The sequence below is a fragment of the Streptantibioticus ferralitis genome, assembly GCF_029223525.1.
In the GTDB taxonomy this organism is placed as follows: Bacteria; Actinomycetota; Actinomycetes; order Streptomycetales; family Streptomycetaceae; genus Streptantibioticus_A; species Streptantibioticus_A ferralitis.
Genome location: NZ_JARHTQ010000001.1, coordinates 509,125 through 529,074 on the forward strand (window position 1 = coordinate 509,125; position 19,950 = coordinate 529,074).

18 protein-coding genes and 2 tRNA genes are annotated in these 19,950 nt (G+C 69.9%); 8 read left to right on the plus strand and 12 right to left on the minus strand.

Annotated features, from left to right (window positions below):
• Nucleotides 1–52: 52 nt before the first annotated feature.
• Nucleotides 53–463: a CBS domain-containing protein gene (locus P2L57_RS02305; protein WP_275807288.1), complete on the plus strand. Its 411-nt coding sequence runs from the start codon at nt 53–55 to the stop codon at nt 461–463.
• Between the two features lie 107 nt (nt 464–570).
• Here P2L57_RS02305 and P2L57_RS02310 read toward each other — a convergent pair whose 3' ends face one another.
• Complete coding sequence (locus tag P2L57_RS02310) at nt 571–2,037, minus strand: catalase (protein WP_275807291.1); 1,467 nt, start codon at nt 2,035–2,037, stop codon at nt 571–573.
• Nucleotides 2,038–2,166: 129 nt separating this feature from the next.
• On the opposite strand from P2L57_RS02310, the gene P2L57_RS02315 reads away from it, so the two are divergent.
• Nucleotides 2,167–2,592, plus strand: a complete 426-nt coding sequence (locus P2L57_RS02315; RefSeq protein ID WP_275807293.1) for a Fur family transcriptional regulator — start codon at nt 2,167–2,169, stop codon at nt 2,590–2,592.
• A gap of 5 nt (nt 2,593–2,597) precedes the next feature.
• Here P2L57_RS02315 and P2L57_RS02320 read toward each other — a convergent pair whose 3' ends face one another.
• Together P2L57_RS02320 and P2L57_RS02325 are read right to left on the minus strand one after the other, a co-directional pair.
• On the minus strand, nt 2,598–4,085 hold the full coding sequence (locus P2L57_RS02320; protein WP_275807296.1) for a hypothetical protein: 1,488 nt from the start codon (nt 4,083–4,085) through the stop codon (nt 2,598–2,600).
• Between the two features lie 315 nt (nt 4,086–4,400).
• Nucleotides 4,401–5,006 (minus strand): TetR/AcrR family transcriptional regulator, encoded by a 606-nt coding sequence (locus P2L57_RS02325; protein WP_275807299.1) that lies wholly within the window; start codon nt 5,004–5,006, stop codon nt 4,401–4,403.
• A 237-nt stretch (nt 5,007–5,243) separates the two neighbouring features.
• Between P2L57_RS02325 and P2L57_RS02330 the strand changes: the two genes are divergently transcribed.
• Both P2L57_RS02330 and P2L57_RS02335 read left to right on the plus strand, forming a co-directional pair.
• Nucleotides 5,244–5,960, plus strand: a complete 717-nt coding sequence (locus P2L57_RS02330) for an SDR family NAD(P)-dependent oxidoreductase (protein WP_275807301.1) — start codon at nt 5,244–5,246, stop codon at nt 5,958–5,960.
• A gap of 269 nt (nt 5,961–6,229) precedes the next feature.
• Nucleotides 6,230–6,982 (plus strand): SDR family NAD(P)-dependent oxidoreductase, encoded by a 753-nt coding sequence (locus tag P2L57_RS02335; protein ID WP_275807304.1) that lies wholly within the window; start codon nt 6,230–6,232, stop codon nt 6,980–6,982.
• Between the two features lie 84 nt (nt 6,983–7,066).
• Here P2L57_RS02335 and P2L57_RS02340 read toward each other — a convergent pair whose 3' ends face one another.
• The gene (locus P2L57_RS02340) at nt 7,067–7,468 is read right to left on the minus strand and encodes a hypothetical protein (RefSeq protein ID WP_275807307.1); all 402 of its coding nucleotides are present in this window, start codon (nt 7,466–7,468) and stop codon (nt 7,067–7,069) included.
• 300 nt (nt 7,469–7,768) lie between these two features.
• Here P2L57_RS02340 and P2L57_RS02345 point away from each other — a divergent pair, with 300 nt between their 5' ends.
• On the plus strand, nt 7,769–8,626 hold the full coding sequence (locus P2L57_RS02345; RefSeq protein WP_275807310.1) for a trypsin-like serine peptidase: 858 nt from the start codon (nt 7,769–7,771) through the stop codon (nt 8,624–8,626).
• 75 nt (nt 8,627–8,701) lie between these two features.
• On the opposite strand, the gene P2L57_RS02350 is transcribed toward P2L57_RS02345, so the two are convergent.
• From P2L57_RS02350 to P2L57_RS02365, 4 genes are all read right to left on the minus strand, one after another.
• A tRNA-Met gene (locus P2L57_RS02350) sits at nt 8,702–8,775 on the minus strand.
• A gap of 74 nt (nt 8,776–8,849) precedes the next feature.
• Nucleotides 8,850–10,634, minus strand: coding sequence for a tetratricopeptide repeat protein (locus P2L57_RS02355; protein WP_275807313.1), 1,785 nt, complete (start codon nt 10,632–10,634; stop codon nt 8,850–8,852).
• Between the two features lie 209 nt (nt 10,635–10,843).
• Nucleotides 10,844–10,917, minus strand: a tRNA-Met gene (locus tag P2L57_RS02360).
• A 43-nt stretch (nt 10,918–10,960) separates the two neighbouring features.
• Entirely contained in the window at nt 10,961–13,819 is a 2,859-nt protein-coding gene (locus P2L57_RS02365; RefSeq protein ID WP_275807626.1) for a UPF0182 family membrane protein, read from the minus strand.
• A 141-nt stretch (nt 13,820–13,960) separates the two neighbouring features.
• Between P2L57_RS02365 and P2L57_RS02370 the strand changes: the two genes are divergently transcribed.
• Nucleotides 13,961–14,524 (plus strand): PPA1309 family protein, encoded by a 564-nt coding sequence (locus P2L57_RS02370; RefSeq protein ID WP_275807316.1) that lies wholly within the window; start codon nt 13,961–13,963, stop codon nt 14,522–14,524.
• A gap of 53 nt (nt 14,525–14,577) precedes the next feature.
• On the opposite strand, the gene P2L57_RS02375 is transcribed toward P2L57_RS02370, so the two are convergent.
• From P2L57_RS02375 to P2L57_RS02390, 4 genes are all read right to left on the minus strand, one after another.
• Nucleotides 14,578–15,645 (minus strand): YlbL family protein, encoded by a 1,068-nt coding sequence (locus P2L57_RS02375; protein WP_275807319.1) that lies wholly within the window; start codon nt 15,643–15,645, stop codon nt 14,578–14,580.
• Nucleotides 15,646–15,733: 88 nt separating this feature from the next.
• Nucleotides 15,734–15,904 (minus strand): hypothetical protein, encoded by a 171-nt coding sequence (locus P2L57_RS02380; RefSeq protein ID WP_275807322.1) that lies wholly within the window; start codon nt 15,902–15,904, stop codon nt 15,734–15,736.
• 241 nt (nt 15,905–16,145) lie between these two features.
• Nucleotides 16,146–16,610, minus strand: a complete 465-nt coding sequence (locus tag P2L57_RS02385) for a molybdenum cofactor biosynthesis protein MoaE (protein WP_275807325.1) — start codon at nt 16,608–16,610, stop codon at nt 16,146–16,148.
• A 117-nt stretch (nt 16,611–16,727) separates the two neighbouring features.
• Nucleotides 16,728–17,837 carry an SDR family oxidoreductase gene (locus P2L57_RS02390; RefSeq protein ID WP_275807327.1) on the minus strand — a complete coding sequence of 370 codons (1,110 nt, stop codon included), beginning with the start codon at nt 17,835–17,837 and terminating at the stop codon, nt 16,728–16,730.
• 133 nt (nt 17,838–17,970) lie between these two features.
• Here P2L57_RS02390 and P2L57_RS02395 point away from each other — a divergent pair, with 133 nt between their 5' ends.
• Together P2L57_RS02395 and P2L57_RS02400 are read left to right on the plus strand one after the other, a co-directional pair.
• Nucleotides 17,971–19,401 carry a zinc-dependent metalloprotease gene (locus P2L57_RS02395; protein WP_275807330.1) on the plus strand — a complete coding sequence of 477 codons (1,431 nt, stop codon included), beginning with the start codon at nt 17,971–17,973 and terminating at the stop codon, nt 19,399–19,401.
• Entirely contained in the window at nt 19,398–19,931 is a 534-nt protein-coding gene (locus P2L57_RS02400; protein ID WP_275807333.1) for an NUDIX hydrolase, read from the plus strand. Before P2L57_RS02395 ends, P2L57_RS02400 begins: the two co-directional genes overlap by 4 nt.
• The last annotated feature ends 19 nt before the right edge of the window (nt 19,932–19,950 follow it).

Here is a 19,950-nt window from a genome sequence, read left to right on the forward strand (position 1 = left end):
TGAGAACACGCCAGCTTGTGAACTTGTGAATTCTCTCCCTAGGGGTGCGCCCATGCTGGTCCGCGACGCCATGAGCACAGTCATCCTCACCATCGGCCCCACTCACACCCTCCGCCAGGCGGCCAGACTGATGTCCGCCCGCCGCGTCGGATCGGCCGTCGTTCTCGACCCCGACACCTGCGGACTCGGCATCCTCACCGAACGCGACATCCTCAACGCCCTCGGCGCGGGTCTGAGCCCCGACGAGGAGGCGGCCCACGAGCACACCACCACGGACGTGGTCTTCGCGGCTCCGGACTGGACCCTGGACGAGGCGGCGAACGCGATGGTCCGCGGCGGCTTCCGCCACTTGATCGTCCTGGACGGCCAGGACCCGGTGGGCGTGGTGTCGGTACGGGACATCATCGGCTGCTGGACCCGTGGCCGGATCCACGTTCCCGCGGAGCAGGCAGCGATCGTGTGAGCCGGTAGGTCTTTTCCGGGGCTTCGCCCCCCAGGCCCCCGGGCCCCGGAAGCCGAAGAGGCCGGAGCCGCGCGGCTCCGGCCTCTGTGGCAACGGCAAACGGTGGATCAGCCGCGGAGGGCCTGGACCGCGGCCTCCAGCCGCTTGCCGTAGTCCTCGTCCGCCTGGCGGAAGTTTTCGATCGCCCGCTCGGCGATGTCATCCCGCGAGACCTGCGCGATGAAGCCCGCGAGGTTGTCGATCAGACGGGTCTTCTCGTCCTCCGACATCAGGCGGTAGAGGTTGCCCGCCTGCACGAAGTCGTTGTCCTCGGTGTGCGAGGGGGCCTCATGCGCGCCGGTCCGGCCGGCGAGCGGAATCGGCTGCCACAGCGGACGGCCGGTCTGCGCCGGGCCGCCGAAGCTGTTCGGTTCGTAGTTCTTCGCCCGGCCGTGCCGACCGTCGTAGAGGAAGCCGTCACGGCTGTTGGTGCGCGCCTCGGTGGCGTGCGGGCGGTTCACCGGCAGGTGGTCGGCGTTGATGCCGACGCGGTAGCGGTGCGCGTCGCCGTACGCGAACAGGCGGCCCTGGAGCATCTTGTCCGGAGACGGGCCGATACCGGGCACGAAGTGCGCCGGGGAGAAGATCGACTGCTCGACCTCGGCGAAGATGTTCTCCGGGTTGCGGTTGAGCTCCAGCTTGCCGATCTCGATCGGCGGGTAGTCCTCGTGCGGCCAGACCTTGGTCAGGTCGAACGGGTTGAAGCGGTAGTCGGCCGCCTCGGCCGCGGGCATGATCTGCACCTGCACGGTCCAGGTCGGGAACTCGCCGCGCTCGATGGCGGTACGCAGATCGCGCTGGTGGCTGTCCGGGTCCTCACCGGCGAGCTTGGCGGCCTCTTCGGCGGTCAGGTTCTTGATGCCCTGGTCGGTCTTGAAGTGGTACTTGACCCAGAAGGCCTCGCCCGCCTCGTTGTTCCACTGGTACGTGTGCGAGCCGTACCCGTTCATGTGCCGGTACGTGGCCGGGATGCCGCGGTCGCCGAACAGCCAGGTCACCTGGTGCGTCGACTCCGGGCTCAGGCCCCAGAAGTCCCATACGTTGTCCGCCTCCTGGGAGCCGCTGTACGGGTCGCGCTTCTGGGTGTGGATGAAGTCCGGGAACTTGATGGCGTCCTTGATGAAGAAGACCGGCGTGTTGTTGCCGACCAGGTCGTAGTTGCCGTCCTCGGTGTAGAACTTCAGCGCGAAGCCGCGCGGGTCACGCACCGCGTCGGCCGAGCCGAGGTTGCCGGCCACCGTCGAGAACCGCAGGAAGACCTCGGTCTGCTTGCCGACCTCGGACAGGAACTCGGCCCGGGTGTACTTGGTGACGTCCGCGGTCACCGTGAAGGTGCCGTACGCACCGGCACCGCGGGCGTGCACGATGCGCTCCGGAATGCGCTCCCGGTTGAAGTGCGCGAGCTTCTCCAGCAGCGACTGGTCCTGGACCAGCACCGGCCCGCCGATGCCCGCCTGCTCGCTGTTCTGGTTGTCCGCTACCGGGGCGCCGGCCTCGGTGGTCAGCGGGCCCGTCTCCTGAACCGTCACGTGCATCTCCCTGGAGTCGTCCTGTCCCTTGGCGGTAGCCGGAACCAATCCTACGATAGACAGAGTCTAAGTCAAGAAGAGGGTCAAACCCATACGGATTCAGAAACCAGATCCCGCACTGTTAGGCTGGTGGGCATGAGTGACCTGCTGGAACGACTTCGCGGACGTGGCTGGCGGCTGACCGCACAGCGACGGGTCGTAGCCGAGGTGCTCGACGGAGGCGGCGCCTCTCACGTACATCTCACCGCGGACGAGGTGCACGCACGAGCCGCCGCCCGGCTCCCCGAGATCTCCCGCGCGACCGTCTACAACACCCTCGGCGAGCTGGTGTCACTCGGCGAGGTGATCGAGGTCGCCACCGACGGTCGCGCCAAGCGGTACGACCCCAACGCCCACCGCCCGCACCAGCACCTGGTGTGCTCCCGCTGCGGCGCGATCCGCGATGTGCACCCCGGCGGCGACCCCCTCGCGGACCTGCCCGCGGCGGAGCGGTTCGGCTTCACCGTCTCCGAGGTCGAGGTGACCTACCGGGGACTGTGCCCCAACTGCGCGGGGGCCTAAGGGAGTCACGACAGCCGGCTCACCCGCGCCGCCGCCCGCAGCACCCACTCGATGCCGGCGCGATCCGGCTCCGCCAACGGCGCCTGCCGCAACAGCACGCCGATCCGCCGTAGTTGGCCCGGATCGGCGGCACCACCGGACCACCGCGCATGCATCCAGTGCCGCAACTCCGCCCGCGCGCACTCGGCCACTTCCGGGCGCGGGTCGACGGCGGCGACCAGCATGAACTCCAGCCGGTCCCAGTGCGCCAAGGCTCGCGCCGCCCGAACCGCCGCCTTCCACACCGGTGGCTCGGTGCGTTCCAGCGCCGTCCGCAGCAGCTCAGGCGTGGCGCAGCAGGCCGCACCCAGCGCGTCCAGCGTCTCGCGGGCGACACTCGCCGCCTCGTCCGCCGCCAGCGGGGCCAGCGCCGTCAGCCGCTCGGCGACATGGCCGAGCCTGCCGAGCGCCCGGACCGCCGCCCGGCGCACCACCGGCGCCCAGGTCGGGTCAGCCGCCAGCACCTCCAGCATGGTCAGGTCGGTCGAGTCGCCGCACTCACCAAGCCCGGCCGCCAGCCCGGCGACCAGCCGCGGCTGGGTGGCACGGCCGCAACGCCGCAGCTGTCTGCGGTAGACCTCCACCGGCGGCTCGCCGCGCTTGTACAGCTTCCAGCGGGCCTGGGCGCGCACCATCCGCGACCGGTCGGCAAGCGGCCCCACCAACCGGGCGGAGGGCACATCGTCCGGCAGCGCGGCCACCGCCAACTCCCGCACCGCCGCGGACCGCGCCCACATCAACCGCCCCGCCTGGTCGGGGTCGAGCTCCAGCAGCCGCGCCGCGCACAGCGTGCGGCACACCTGGTCCCGGTCGTGCAGAGCGGTACGGGCCAGGTCACCGCGCACGTACTCGCCGAGTTCCAGGGCGAGTTCAACACCGAAGCGACGGGCGTACGGATCGGGTTCCGCGGCGAGCCTGCGGACCGTGCGGCGCCGCTCGGGCGCGGACAGGGCCCTGCGGTAGGCCGCCAGCACGCCCGCGGTGCGGCACCGGCGCTCCAGCCGGGAGAGCAGCCGGACCGCCGCCGCGGCCTCGTCCGGGGCCACATGCCCGAGCAGGGCGGTGATCGCGCGTTCCCGTACCGCGGGTACCCAGTCGCCGGTACGCAGCGCCAGCGCGCTCGCCGCGTACCGCCCGCTGCGCCGGGCGAGCCGTTCGACGGCGGCCTGCCGGATCCGGCCGTTGGCGTCGAACGAGGCGAGGACGAGGTGGAGCGGCCCCGAGTCGTCGGCCGGACGCGCACCGGCGGCGGCGTCCGGCGAGCGCGCGAACCGGTCCAGATGCAGCCAGAGCCGCGGCGCGGCCCGTACCAGCTCGTCGAGCGCGGCCTTGCGGTCCTCGGCGGAACCGCGTTCGTCCACCGTCCGCAGCTCCGCGAGCAGCGTCAGCACGGCCGCGCGGCGGCCGGACGACGCGGCCAGGCACAACTCCCGCCAGCGGCCGACGTCCTCCACCTCGGGGTGCGGACCCCGGCGGCGCAATACGGATCGCGCCTGCCCTCTGCGCAGCAATGCCGCCTCCGCCGCCTCTTCGCGCTGTCCAGAAGTCCAGCATCACCCAGCGCGAGCATCGCTCCAAGAGAGTTTGCTCGGCTTTGCTCAGGCCATACCGCTCCTCTACCGAAGCCTGGCACGACCCACAGGTATGCCCCTACCACCCCCTACCGAGGTCCAGCCAAGGTACGTGTAAAAGGGGCCATGGAATGATCGCGATCGGGGGAAACCCTTGGTCAGGGTTGTTCTTGGGACTGCAGCCGGTGAGTGATGACGCTAGCTGCGTACCGCAGCCAGGCCCTGGTCGTACAGGTCGAGAATGTCGCCCTGCCCGTTGCCCTCGATCCATGTCGCAATGGCGGCATCGAAGCACGCGAACGCTGTCGCAACGATGGCGCGGGCTTGCCCTCTGTCCGTCCCCGAGGGCGCCAGTCTGGCTTCGAGCAGCGGCAGTAGCTCCTCCTGGCAGCGCACACGCTTCCCAAGGTAGGCGGCGCGCAGCGAGTCGGTGTGGTGCACCAGGCGGAAGCGCTGCAGCGCCTGCTCGGGGCTTGCATGGAGGGAGAGCGCGGCCTTGAATGCGGCACGCAGCGCCTCCCAGACGCCGGCATCGGCGGGCTGCTCGCGAACGGTTTCCGTCAGGAGGGTGACGAACCGTTCCTCGCTGCCGCCGATGAGGTCTTCCTTGGTGCCGAAGTAACGGAAGAGGGTGCGCTGGGAGACGCCGGCCTCGCGGGCGATCTGCGCGATGGTCGTCTCGTCGTACCCCTGCTGCGTGAACAGGCGCAACGCGGTTCGTGGGATCTCTTGGGCGGCCAGCTCCCGCGTCCGATCCCACAGTGTGGACGTAGTCGCCCCTTTGCCTTGCGCTTCCCGCGTCATGTCATCAGCTTAGCCCGGCCTGCCAATCTGGCACCCACGGGAGCTCTGGCACTCACGGAAGGTCTGACACTCACAGGAGGTCTGGCACTCACAGGAGATTTGGCAGTCTCTGCCAACGCGGCGTACGCTGTCGTGCAAGCAAGACCGGGCGCCTGTACGGCGCTTTGCCTCTCAGTTCCTTTCTGCCTATGGCGGCAGGGCTGGAGGCGCCCCGGGCAATCAGCAAGGAGGACAACCGTGGCGGCAAAGACAGCACTCATCACCGGCGGAACCAGTGGGATCGGCAAGGCCACCGCAGAACTGCTCCACTCGCGCGGCTATCGCGTCATGGTCACCGGCCTCGGCGACATCGATGACGCCGGCCTTCCCGGAGACGTCATCGCCGTCGAGGCCGATGCCACCTCCCTGACCGACATCGACCAGGCCGTGGACCAGGCGCGCGAGCACCTGGGCTCCCTCGATCTGCTCTACCTCAACGCGGGCATCTCTCGTCCCGGCCCGATCGAGTCCACCGACGAGGCCGCCTTCGACGCTCTGTTCAACATCAACGTCAAGGGCAACTTCTTCACACTTCAAAAGGCGCTCCCCCTGCTGAACGAAGGCGCGTCCGTGGTGTTCACCGTCGGCGCCGGCGAGGGACTCGGCGCTGCCATGACCGCTTCCAAGGGAGCTCTGCTGCCTCTCGTGCGTTCCCTGGCCCTCGAACTCGCCCCGCGCCGCATCCGGGTGAACGCGGTAAGCCCCGGCCTGGTCAACACCCCCGCGTACAGCAAGATGGGGATCTCTCCGGACACGATCGCCTCCTGGGGTGAAGGCGTTCCGCTCGGCCGCGTCGGGGCCCCTGCCGACATTGCCGAAGCTGTCGCCTTCCTCGCATCCGACGGTGCCAGCTACATAACGGGCGACAACCTGATCGTCTCCGGCGGCATCGGCGTCCATACCCGCCCCGTGTAGGTGATCGCGGCGGGCGCAAGCCGATCAGCGCCCTCGGTGACCCGGGAGGACACGGGCAACCCCGACCCGAATCCGGCGACGATCAGCCAGAAACCGCAGGCCGGCGAGCAGTAACCCGTTCCTTCTATGGCGGTTCTCGGATCCGGCGATGGCCGAAACGGAATCGCGCGCTGTGCACGCATGTCGCCTCACGCATGGGCTGACGGGGCGGCGAACGCGGCACCCCCTGGTTCATTCCCCCTGGTTCATTCGATGAAGAGGAAGACCTCATGGATTCTGTTGATCTGACCGGACGCGTGGCCCTGGTCACCGGTGCGACCAGCGGTATCGGCGCCGCCACCGCCGCGCTGCTCGCCGAGCGGGGCGCTCATGTGCTGGTCGCCGGGCGTGACGCGGCCCGAGGCCGGGCGGTGGTCACCGCCATCCGGGAGCGCGGCGGCAAGGCGGACTTCGTCGCCGCCGACCTGCGCGCCTCGGATGCGGTGCGGCGGCTGGCCCGGGAGGCGTCCGAACTGGGCGGCGGCCGGGTGGACATCCTCGTCAACAACGCGGGCGTCTACCCCGCCGGTCCGACCGAGGAGGCGACACCGATCGAGGTGGACGCCGTCTACGACCTGAACGTGAAGGCCCCCTTCTACCTGGTCGGGGCGCTGGCGCCAGCCATGGCCGAGCGCGGCGGCGGGGCGATCGTCAACGTCAGCACCATGGCGGCCGACTACGGCATCTCGGGATTGGCCCTGTACGGATCGAGCAAGGCGGCGCTGAACCAGCTCACCCGGGCGTGGGCCGCCGAGTACGGCCCGCGCGGGGTCCGCGTCAACACCGTCGCGCCGGGCCCGACCCGTACCGAGGGGATGGAGGGCATGAACGAGGCGATGGACGCCGCGGCCGCACAGGCCCCCGCGGGCCGCGCGGCCGAACCGGAGGAGATCGCCGAGGCCATCGCCTACCTGGCCGGCGACGCCGCCGGCTTCGTCCAGGGCGCGCACCTGGCCGTGGACGGCGGCCGCACGGCGGTATGACCCCAGGGCTCGCGTTTCCCGGTCACCGAGCTCAACCGTGCCGCTGGAGCAGCTGAGGTAGCGCACCACCGAGGAAGCGCCCGGTCATGCTGCATCGTGCTGTGGGTCGAGCTTGCTGAAGTCGACGTCCAGGTGCGGCTCGTACGCCTCCGGGGCCAGGTCCAGTTCGAGGGTGGAGTACTCGCCGAACCGCATGATCTTCTTGGTCAGGTAGGGCGAGACCTCCGCCAGGTCCTCCGGGTCGATCTTCCAGCTACGGCGCGGCAGCAGCACCAGCAGCAGCAGCGCGAGCTGGTGCCCGTCGGAATCCGTCCGGGCCACAGGCCAGTCCACCTCCTCCCGGCTCGGCGAGAAGAACAGGTGCAGCTCACGCGCGGTGATCAGCCGCTTGAACCGCGGATACGCGGTCCGCTCGATCGACGTCGTCCCGAAGCCGTACAACCCGAAGTCGACGCGGGCGACACCCGCCCGCCCGGGCATGGTCACACCCCGGACTCCGGGCGAAGATCGAAAGACCCATACGCGGGACAGACACCGCAGGACAGTGGTAGACGCTGGCCAGGACGGCTGCGGGGCCCGATCAGAAATCCAAGATCACGTCATGGCCCCTTTTACACACACCTTGGCTGGACCCCCCTACCGACCTGAGGGGCCGTCAGATATCGGTGCGCGGCGATTCGTTGCGCCCGTTTCTTGATTGTTATAAGGCCGTTCTCAGATTCTGCCCTTATCCTTGCTCCAGTCGTCTTCATCAGGGGTAAGTCGAGAGCCGACGGGAGGTTGTGGGTGCGCCGACGCAGTCGAACGAGGATCGCCGCGCTGGCAGCCGTCGGCGCCCTCGCCGCCGTCGGTCTCATCCAGTACGCGCCGGACGTGGTGGCGCTGGCCCAGGCCAAGCACCACACCGGGCCAAGGCCACCGGACGACTGGTCCAAGAAGGGCGGCTTCCTCAGTGCCGACCGGGCCAACCCGTCCGTGGTCGAGGTGCTGGGCAGCGACGGCTCCCCCTACTGCAGCGGCGCCGTGGTGCACAGCCCCGGCGCGGACATCGTGATCACCGCGGCCCACTGTGTGTACGGCGACAACTCCTACGCCTCCTCGCTCAGCGTCGCCCCCGGCAGGACCGGCGGCAAGAGCCCGCACGGCACCTGGCAGGTCGACAAGATCTGGGTCGACCCGCACTACACCAAGGACAACGACGAGCAGTACGACTACGCCTTCCTGCGGGTCTCCCGGTCCGGCGGCCCGGAGATCGAGGACGCGGCCGGCGGCAACACCCTCCAGGTCAACCAGCCGTACCATCTGCGCGGCATCACCGCCATCGGCTACCCGGACACCAACAACCCGGGGGACGCCCAGCTCAGCTGCAACCTGGAGACGTTCCAGTCCGGCGCCCACGACCAGTACCGGGAAATGCGCTGCGGCGGCTACTCGGCCGGGGTCTCCGGCGGCCCCTGGCTGGAACTGGCGCCCGGCGCCAAGACCGGCGCCCTGATCGGCGTCATCGGCGGCTGGAACGGCGGCGGCCCGGCGGACGACGATCCGCATGTGGACGACATCTCGTACAGCCCGTACTTCACCGATGCGACGAAAGCGCTGCTCACCCAGGCGATCAACGACGACGGCGGCCAGACCGAGAACTGAGCGGCCTCAGGGGCCGACGGGATCAGGAAAACCGAGAGGGCCCGGAACCTGACGGTTCCGGGCCCTGCTCTTCAGTAGCGGGGACAGGATTTGAACCTGCGACCTCTGGGTTATGAGCCCAGCGAGCTACCGAGCTGCTCCACCCCGCGTCGTTGTGACACCACTGTAAACGACGCGCGACGTGTGGAGCAAATCGATGATCACGGGGCCTTAAGCGCAGGCCTCAGGCAGTCAGCTCCTGCCGCAGCACATCCGACAGCCGGGCCGCGCGCTCCGCGACCTCTGCCGGGCCGCACTCGACCGCCTGATCGCACCACTTCCTCGCCTCGTTCAGCTCGCCCCGGCGGGCCGCCAGCAGCGCCAGCCGCAGCGCGGCGCGCCCATGGCCGCCCTGGGCCGCTATCGTCCACCACAGCGCGGCCTCCGCCTCGCTGCCCTGGCGGGCCAGCAGCAGTCCGAGGTTGAAGGCCCCGTTCCGGCTGCCCGCCTCGGCGGCCAGCCGGTACCAGCGCGCGGCGTCGACCGAGTCTCCGCGCCGGGCCGCGCACATGCCGAGCCGCACCTGCGCCCGGCGGTGACCCAGCCGGGCGGCCCGCTCGTACCATTCCTCGGCCTCCGCGGAGCCCTCCGCCGTCTCCTGGTCCAGCACGGCACCGAGCCGGAAGGCGGCCTCCGCGCTGCCGCCGCCCGCCGCGCACCGCAGGTGCTTCTCGGCGGCGCGCAGGTCGCCCTCGCGCTGCAGCGCCATGGCGACCTGGAGCGCCGCCTCGGTGTGCCCGGCCGCGGCGGCCCGCTCGTACCAGCGGCGCGCGGCCGCGTGGTCCTCGCGCCCGGCGCAGATGATGCCCAGGTTGAACGCGGCGTCCACACTGCCCGCCTCGGCGGCCTTGGAGAACCACGGCTCGGCGCCGGCCGCGTCGCCACTCTGCAGCAGCAGCACGGCGAGCGCGTTGGCGGCCTCGCGGTGGCCCGCGTAGGCCGCCCGGCGGTACCACTGCTCGGCCTGCGGGACACGGCCGCGAGCGGCACACAACAGGCCGAGGTTGTACGCCCCGTTGTCGTCGCCCGCCTCCAGCGCGGCCCGGTACCAGCGCTCGGCGGTCTGGGTCTCGCCCTCCTGCGCGTGCAGCGCGCCCAGCGCGTTGGCGGCCTGGCCGTCGCCCTCCTGGGCGGCACGCCGCCACCACTCGGCGGCGCCGTCGACATCGCCCGCGTCGCGCAGCAGGAAGCCCAGCGCGCACGCGGCCCGCGGATCTCCGTCCTTGGCCGCGGTCAGGTACCAGCGGCGCGCTTGCTCGGTCTCGCCGCGCTCCTCCAGCAGCGTGCCGAGGCGCAGCGAGGCCCGCGTGTGGCCGCGGGCGGCCGCCTGCCGGTACCACTGCTCGGCCTCGGCCTCCTCGCCGCGCTCGGCGCAGATCCTGGCCAGCCGGTATGTCGCCTCACGGTGCCCGTGCTCGGCGGCGGCCCGGTACCAGCGCTCGGCGCCGACATCGCTGCGGTGCTCCAGCAGATCGGCCAGCGCGTACGCACCGAGCACGTGCCCGGTCTCCGCGGCCTGCCGCAGCCAGTACTCGGCGGCCGGCTCGTCGCCGCGCTCGCGGTAGTGGCGGCCCAGCGCGTGCGCCGCGGCGGCACTGCCCGCGACGGCGGCGATCCGCCACCAACCGGCCGCCTCGTCCGGGTACCCGCGCTGGTGCAGCAGTACCCCGAGGTTGTTGGCGGCGGCCCGGTCGCCGGCCGAGGTGGCCGCGCGCAGATACGGCTCGGCGCCGTCCAGATCACCCCTGCGCAGCAGCAGGGTGCCGATCTTTCCCTGTGCGGCGGTGTCGCCGAGGTCGGCGGCGCGGCGGTAGCGCGCCTGCAGTTCGGCTTCCTCACGGGCGGTCAGTACGTCGTCGTCGAGCACTGTCGCAGCCTCAACCGGCTGCTCGGACACGGAAGTTACGTCCGCCTCCTGCGGAAGCAGACGCGCCTCAAGCACGCTTACACCATCCCCCATGGGATCCATCGTCGCACCACCCGAAACCGGCGTACACCTGGTATACCGCATCCCCGAGGTCACTTCAGCGTTTTGTCGACTTCACGACATCCCGACTTCCCGAAGCGCAATCAAACCAAACCACCGGCTCTGTGAACCCCTCAGACAAGCGAGAAGGCCCGGAGTCGTTGACTCCGGGCCTTCTCTCCCGCGGCCTTGGCCGCTGATGAACTATCCAGTAGCGGGGACAGGATTTGAACCTGCGACCTCTGGGTTATGAGCCCAGCGAGCTACCGAGCTGCTCCACCCCGCGTCGTTGTGTAACAACCGTACCATGACGCGCGGAGATCACCCGATCAGGGCTTCTTGGGCGGTGTGCTCTCAGCCTCCTGGGCTCGCTTCAGGGCGTTCTGCAGGTCCTGCTGCGCCTTTCCGTAGGCCGTCCAGTCGTTGTTCTTCAGCGCCTGCTGACCCTGGTCGTAGGCGTTCTGCGCGTCCTGCAGCGCCTGCTTCACCGTTTGGTTGACGGGCTGCCCGGGATTGCTGCTGGTCGGTGGCGGCGGCTGGGCGGGGCCGGACGAGGTGTTGAAGACCTCGTCGAGGGCTTCACCGAGGGTGTCCCTGAACGCGATCTTGTCGCCGCCCCAGTTGACCAACACCTTCTTCAGCAGCGGGTAGTTGGTACCGGCGCCGCGCACATAGACCGGCTCGACGTACAGCAGGCTGCCGTCGAGCGGCACCGTCAACAGGTTCCCGTACTCGACCTCGGAGTCACCCCTTTGCCAGATGTTGACCTGATTTGCCACTCTGGGATCGGAGTTGAACTTGCTCTGTACCTGCTTCGGCCCCGACACATTGCTGCTGGACGGCAGTTGCAGCAGCCTGATGGTTCCGTAGTCGGGACTGTTGGCGTCCGCGTCAACCGCCATGAAGGCGCCGAGGTTGTCGCGCCGGTTGGGGGTGAGGGTCGTGGTCAACGAGAACGCCTGGGAACTCTGCCCCGGCATCTTCACACTCAAGTAGTACGGCGGAACCGCCCCACTGTCCCGCTTCGCCGGGTCGTTGGGCACCTGCCAGACCTCACTGCCGCTGTAGAACGTCCCCGCGTCGGTGACGTGGTAGCGGGTCAGCAGTTCGCGCTGCACCTTGAACAGGTCCTGCGGGTACCGCAGATGGGACATCAGCTGCGGGGAGATGGCGCTGCGCGGCTCGACCGTGCCGGGGTACGCCTTCATCCAGGTCTTCAGCACCGGGTCCTGGGTGTCCCACTGGTACAGCTTCACCGTCCCGTCGAAGGCGTCCACCGTCGCCTTCACCGAGTTGCGGATGTAGTTGACCTGGTTCTGCTGGGCGAGCACCGAGCGGTTGCCACCGGTCAGCGAGTCGGAGGTGGTGTCACCGAGGGTGGTACGGGAGGCGTACGGGTAGCCGTTGGTCGTGGTGTACGCGTCCACGATCCACTGGACGTGGCCGTTCACCACCGCCGGATACGGGTCACCGTCGATCGTCAGCCACGGCGCGACGGCCTCGACGCGCTCCTTGGGCGTGCGGTTGTACAGGATCTTCGAGCCCTTGCCGATCGCGCCCGAATACAGTATTTGCGGCTGGCCGAGCTGCACCGCATAGGCGGCCCTGGTGATCGGGTTCTGCAGGCTGACACCACTGTGACCGGTGTACGAGTAGCTCTTCTCGCCGTTGACGTCGGAGTAGTCGATCTCCTTGGCCGGGCCGCCGACGATCGAGTACTGCTTGGTCTGCTCGCCGTAGTAGATCCGCGGCTCGTAGGGGCCCAACTGTCCCTGCGGCGGCAGATCGTGCTCGGTGAAGTCCGGGGCACCGGTGTCCGTTACGGAGCTGCCCTTGGCCGCGACCATCCCGTACCCGTGGGTGTACTTGAAGTGGTCGTTGATCCAGTTGCTCTCCGGGATGCCCTTGGTGTTGAGCTCGCGCAGTCCGACGACGCTGTCCTGCTCCTTGCCGTCGATCTGGTAGCGGTCCACGGCCAGCGGTGCGGCCAGCGAGTAGAAACCACGCATCCCCTGGAGCTGCTGGAACGACGGCGACACCACGTTCGGGTCCAGCAGCCGTAGGCTCGCGGCGGTGTCGGCATCCGTCCGCAACGTGCTGCTCTGGGTTGAACTGGCCCCGGGGTAGTCGGTGACCTTGCTGCTGTCGATGCCGTACGCGGCGCGGGTCGCGTTGATGTTCTTCTGGATGTACGGGGCTTCCTTGGCGGCCTCGTTCGGCTGCACCTGGAACTTCTGCACGATCGCCGGGTACAGCCCGCCGATCAGGATCGCGGAGAGCACCATCAGCCCGAAGCCGAGCATCGGCAGGCTCCACGTGCGCCGCCACAGCGTCGCGAAGAACAGCACGGCACAGATGATCGCGATGCAGAACAGGATGGTCTTGGCGGGCAGATAGGCGTTCGCGTCCACGTACCGCAGTCCGGTCCAGCCGCTCGTGGGGCGGAAGCCGCTGGACTTCACCGCGAGCCCGTACCGGTCCAGCCAGTACGCGACCGCCTTGAGCGAGACGAACAGGCCCAACAGCACGGACAGATGACCGGTCGCCGCCGCCGTAGCGCGCGCCCCCGGGCTGCTCAGCCGCAGCCCTCCGTACAGGTAGTGCACCAGGGCCGACGCCACCAGGCACAGCACGACCGCGGCGAAACCGAAGCTCAGCAGGAAGCGGTACCAGGGCAGGTCGAAGGCGTAGAACGAGACGTCCAGCTTGAACTGCGGGTCCCTGGTGCCGAACGGGACGGCGTTGACGTACTGCAGCCAGGTGCGCCACTGGCCGGAGGCGGACGCCCCGCCGATCAGCCCGACCAGCAGGCAGACCGCGAGCAGCAGCCACTTGCGGAACGGGGCGATGCCCAGCCGGTAGCGGTCCAGGCTCTGCTGCTCCAACGACATCGCGCCCAACTGCGGCCGCAGCCGGTGCGCGAGGTAGACGTTGGCCCCCACCGCCAGGGCCATCAGCAGGCCGAAGACGGCGAAGAGCGCTATCCGGGTCCACAACGTGGTGGTGAAGACCGACGAGTAGTGAACCGACCGGTACCACAGCCAGTCCGTCCAGAAGCCGGAGAACATGACGAAGGCCATGGCCAGCACGGCCAGCGCGGCGAGCGTCATCAACAGCGTCCGGGTACGCCGGGACGGCCGGCCTACGGTGATCCGCGGCCCCGTGGGACCTCCGCCTCGGTCCGGCATCTGGAAAGCCAAGGTGCGCACCTCGAAATACGTCGTTACGTCGCGTCCGTACGGCGTCCGGAGGCGGACACCCATCCATGCAACTTACTCACGCTTTACGTGGTTCCCGTTCCGGGGCCCGGAACGGGCAGGATGTTGAACATGTCCAACACTCCCACCGGCGGCGCACCCCTCGCCGCGACCCCGCTGACCCGTGCCGTACTCGAAATCGACGAGTACGCGTCCGGCCTCGGCTGGAACCAGCCCGCCCGTCTCTTCGCCCTCGTCGACACCGAACGCCTCCGCACCGAGGAACCGATGCTGTTCGCACAGCTCGGTCTCGAAGGGGACGGCGGCGAGTCCGCCGGGGCGCTGACCCCCGTGGAACAGGACGAGGTTCCCACCGACACCCCGCTGGACGAGTTCCTGGCCACCATCGCGTGGCCCGACGCGGTCGCCGGATGCGCGCTGACCGTGGAGCGGCTGATGCTCCCGCCGACCGCCGAGGCATCGATTCCCGAGGGCCTGGACGAGGCCGGGCTCACGGCGTGGGTGGCCAGGCACCCGGAGCGCCAGGAGGTCCGGATGACGGTCGGGGTACTGCGTGACGGCAGCCGCGAGTCGGCGATCCGGCTGCGCGAGAAGGACTCGCCGACCGAGGTGCTGACCGGCAAGGACCTGGTCCCTGGGCTGGCCGAGGCGCTCACCGCGACCTTCGCCGAGTAGCCACGGCACCATCGAGGCGGCGCCGTCGGCCGGACCGACGGCGCCCCGGATGGTCAGCCTGCCGAGCAGCTGGGCAGGTCCGCCGTCTTCCCCGTCCGTATGTCGGTGAGGGCGTTCAGCGCGTCGTCCAGCGAGTTGACCTTCACCAGCCGCAGCCCCTTCGGGGTGTCCTTGGCCGCGGCCGCGCAGTTGTCCTTGGGGGTCAGGAAGTACTGCGCGCCCGCGTCCCTCGCCCCGATGATCTTCATCGAGATACCACCGATGGGGCCCACCGTGCCGCTGTCGTCGATGGTGCCGGTACCGGCGACGAACTTCCCGCCGGTCAGATCGTTCGGTGTGAGCTTGTCGATGATGCCCAGGGAGAACATCAGGCCCGCGCTCGGACCGCCGACGTCGGCCAGCTTGATGTCGATCGGGAACGGGAACGTGTGGCCGAGGACGGCCTGGATACCCACGATCGCCCGGCCGCCGTCCGCCTTCGCGGTCTTGATGGTGACCGACTGCGTCGCCGCGCCCGTCTTGCCGGCGTCGCCCGCCGCGACCACGGTGAACGCCACGTCCTGACCGGGCCTGTGCTTGGTGACCAGCTTGGCGACATCGCCGGGCTGGGTGACCCCCGTACCGTCCACGGCCTTGATCACGTCGCCCGCGTGCAGCTTGCCCTCGGCCGGGCTGCCCTTGACCACGGACCCCACGATCACCTGCGAGCCGACCGGGATGTGCAGCTTGTTGAGGGCCGCCACCTTGGCGCTGTCCTGGGACTGGCTGAACTCCTCGGCGTTCTGCTGGTCCGCCTGCTGCGCGGTCTGGCCCTTGGGGTACAGCGTGTCGTGCGGGACGACGATGTGGTCGTTGGAGAGCCAGTCCGAGATCGCCTCGACCAGGTTCATCGTGTAGTCCGCACCGGTCACCCGGACCGTCGTCATGTTGAGGTGGCCGCTCACCGGATAGGTCCGGTGGTCCGAGATCTGCAGCACCGGCGCGCCCTCGTTCTCACTGAGGGTGTTCACGGTGGGCCCCGGCCACATCGCGGAGTACGGCACGGGGATCAGCACCCCGACGCAGAGCAGCGCTATCAGCAGCAACGTCGAAGTGAGCAGGGTCGCGGTGCGGCGTGGCATGCCATGACAGTACGGGACAGGTATGACAAGCGGCTTGCGGGGCCGGTCCGTCCGGGTATCCGGCCTGCTTGATCCGGCTTGGTCCGCGTCAGGCGTCCGAGCCGGAGTGCGTCTTCGTCATGGCCTCGCGGAACCTTTCGTACCCCGCGAGTGAGTGCACGTCACCGGCTGTGCGGCGGGTACGCCCCGCCCAGCCCGCCCACACGGTGGCGGCAACCGCGCCGATGACCGGAATCAGCAACCAAGCCAGTGCCGCCATACCGGCCTCCCGACCACGCACATACCAACGCAGGACCTATGAGCAGATTAATCGCTCACTGATTCAACGCTCAGCCTGGGTACCTGGTTACGCAAGTTGACGCGCCCGGTGATGGAGCGGAATGCGCACAAAGTGCGGTCGTTTGAGGATGCTGCGCATCCTCAAAGAGCACCCCCCAATAAGGGCGCTACGCACCCACCCGCCCACCCGTCACCCGACCACCGCCCCTCAAACGAGGGCGCTACGCGCCCACCCATTCTTCGGTGCCGTTGGCGAAGGTCTGGTGCTTCCAGATCGGGACCTCGCGCTTGAGGTCGTCGATCAGGCGGCGGCACGCCGTGAAGGCCTCACCGCGGTGCGGGCAGGAGACGGCCACGACTACCGCCAGATCGCCCACCCGCAGGTCGCCGACGCGGTGCACGGCGGCCATCGCGCGCACCGGGAAGTCGGCGGCGACCTTCTCCGCGACACGGCGCAGCTCGGCTTCGGCGCTGGGGTGCGCGGAGTACGACAAACGGGTGACGTCCGCCGTGCCGCCGTCATGGTCACGGACGGTGCCGACGAACAGCGCGGTACCACCGGCGGCGTCATCACCGACGGCGCGGAAGACCTCGTCCACGGACAGCGGGGTGTCACGGACGGCCAGGAGCCGGATGGGGTCCCGCGGTTCCTGGGCCTTGTCGTACGTGCGTGCCATGTGGGCCATGGTGCCGCACGGGTGGCGCATACGGAAAGCCAGTCCCTGTATGAATATCCAAGGGCAGGACAGTCGGATCCGACGAAGATATCCGGCCGCCGAGCGAGCCGGTGCCCCGTCCGCCGCTCAGATCCCGCGCCGCTTGCGCGCCCGCCGCACCAGTGCCGCGGTGCCCACCAGGGCGACGGTGGCCCCGGCGGCGCCGAGCGAGGCGGCGGCGTCCTTGCGGCCCAGGCGACGGCCCGCGACCGTGTGGCGGCCCGCGACCTCCGCCAGCAGTTCGGCGAGCACCTCCTCGTTGGTCCACTTCGGCCGCCAGCCCGCCTCGTGCAACCGGCTGCCGCTGACCACCCACGGGTGCATGGTGTACTCCAGGTCACCCGCCGGGGACGGGGTGAGCCCCAGCCGGTGCAACCGGGCGGCCGCGCCCAGCGCCACCGCTTGCGGCAGCTCCATCCGCCGGATTCCGGAGAGCTCCTCGATCTCCTCCTGCTCCAGCCAGCCGTCGCAGCCGACCGCCATCTCGCCCTCGGCCTTCTCCAGCGCCGCGTACTCCAGCGCGGACACCAGGTCCTCGACATGGCAGAACTGCCAGCGGGGGCGGCTCCCGGCGACCACCAGCAGCCGCGGTGACTCGAAGTAGCGGGTGAGCGCGGTGTCCGTACCGCCGACCAGCACGGCGGGCCGCAGGACGGTGACGTTCAGGCCCGGATGGGCGCGCGGTGCCCGGCGGCCGAGCCGCTCGATCTCCAGCAGGTCCCCGACGCAGGTGGCCTCGGCGGTGGCCCGCAGCGGCGTGTCCTCGGCAAGCGGAACATCGTTGTCGGGCAGTGCCCCGTAGACCATCGCGGAGGTGACCAGGACCACCCTGCGCACCCCGGCGGCGGCCGCTGCGGTCAGCACGGTCTGGGTACCGCGCACGTTGAACGCGGTACGCGCCTTGGGGTCGGACTCCAGGTTGAGGTCCAGCGCGAGGTGGACCAGGACGTCCACCGGGTGCCCGTCGACCCGCAGCCGGTCGGCGATGGCCGGGTCCCGTACGTCCATCACCCGCCACTGCGCGCCGGGCACCTCACCGCGCCGCTCGTCGATCGCCACGACCTTTCTGACCTCGTCCGACGCGGCCAACCGCAGGGCCAGCAGATGTCCGACACCGGACGCCGCGCCGGTGATCGCCACGACCGGTCCCGAGGCGTGGATCCGCCCTGAGCGAACGTTTGGTGCCGGGGAACTCACCGGGTGTCTCCCACTGTTGTCTTGGTACGAGGTACGCAGGTCCCATCCTGCCTGAGAGGTGTCTAGGCTGGTGGTACAGCCCTGACAAAGCCCACAAGGCGAACGTTCCGATCACACAGAGCCGAGGAAGCCCGTGAGTGACACCCCATTTGGATTCGGCGTCCCTCCTGAGGAGCCCGAGGACGGGGACGAGGGCAAGAAGAAGGGTCGCCCGGGCGGCGACCCCTTCGGCGGCAGCCCGTTCGGCTTCGGCGGCGATGCGGCAGGCGGTGGCGACAACCCGCTGGCCGCGATGTTCGGCTCGCTGAACCCCAACGACCTGGGCGCGGCCTTCCAGCAGCTCGGCCAGATGCTCTCCTACGAGGGCGGGCCGGTGAACTGGGACATGGCCAAGGACATCGCCCGCCAGACCGTCGCGCAGGGCGCGCAGGACGGCTCGAAGGACGCCAGCGTCAGTGCGAGCGAGCGCGCCGCCGTCGAGGAGGCACTGCGTCTGGCCGACCTGTGGCTCGACGGTGCGACGTCGCTGCCGTCCGGTTCCGGCTCGTCCGTGGCGTGGAGCCGCGCCGAGTGGGTCGAGGCGACGCTGCCCGCGTGGAAGGAACTGGTCGACCCGGTGGCGGAGCGGGTCGGCGCGGCCATGGGCGGCGTACTGCCCGAGGAGATGCAGGCCATGGCGGGCCCGCTGCTCGGCATGATGCGCTCCATGGGCGGTGCCATGTTCGGTACCCAGATCGGGCAGGCGCTCGGTGTGCTGGCGGGCGAGGTCGTCGGCTCCACCGACGTGGGACTGCCGCTGGGCCCGGCGGGCAAGGCGGCGCTGCTTCCGGTGAACATCGCGGCGTTCGGCTCGGGTCTCGGTGTGCCGGAGGAGGAGGTGCGGCTCTACCTCGCCCTGCGCGAGGCGGCCCACCAGCGGCTCTTCGCTCATGTCCCGTGGCTGCGGGCGCACTTGTTCGGTGCCGTCGAGGGGTACGCGCGCGGAATCAAGGTCGACACCACCCGTCTTGAGGACGCGGTCGGCCAGCTTGACCCAGCGAACCCGGAGGCGCTGCAGGAGGCGCTGCAGCAGGGCATGTTCCAGCCCGAGGACACCCCGGAGCAGAAGGCCGCGCTGGCCCGGCTGGAGACCGCGCTGGCGCTGGTGGAGGGCTGGGTGGACGCGGTGGTGCACGCCGCGGCCGCACCGCATCTGCCGTCGGCGGGCGCGCTGCGTGAGACGTTGCGGCGACGCCGGGCGACCGGTGGCCCCGCCGAGCAGACCTTCGCCACGCTGATCGGGCTCGAACTGCGGCCGCGGCGGCTGCGGGACGCCTCCCGACTGTGGGCCTCGCTGGCGGACGCGCGCGGTACGGACGGGCGCGACTCCCTGTGGGCGCACCCGGACATGCTGCCGACCGCCGAGGACCTCGACGACCCGGACGGGTTCGTGCACCGTGAGGAGGGCATCGACTTCGACGCGCTCGACAAGATGCTCGGCGAGGCCGCCAAGGGCCGAGAGCACGGGGAGGCCGGGCCGAAGGACAACGGCGCGGAAGACGGCAAGCACGACGGGGACAAGTGAGCCTGCACGCGGACACGGCGCGCGTCCTCAAGGAGTGGGCGCCACCGGTCGCCTCGCCTGACCAGGAGCAGCTGCGCCTGGCCTACCTGGAACACCTCGCCCGCCACCCTGACGGGATGTGGAAGTCCTGCGGCGAGGGGCACATCACGGCGAGTGCCCTGGTGGTGGATCCATCGCGGGGGACTGTGCTGCTCACCCTGCACAGGAAGCTGCACATGTGGCTGCAGATGGGCGGCCACTGCGAACCGGCTGATCCGGCGCTGGCGGACGCGGCGTTGCGTGAGGCGACCGAGGAGTCCGGGGTCACCGGCCTCACGCTGCTCCCCGGCGGCCCCGCGCGGCTGGACCGCCATCTGACGCCCTGCGCCTGGCACTTGGACGTGCAGTACGCGGCGGTCGCACCGCCTGGCGCCGTCGAGGCGATCAGCGACGAGTCGCTGGACCTGCGCTGGTACCGGTTCGACGAGGTCCCGTCGGTGGCCGACGAGTCGGTCGCACGGCTGGTGGACCGGGTACGGCAGCTGCTCTAGCGGCAACTGCCGTACCGCT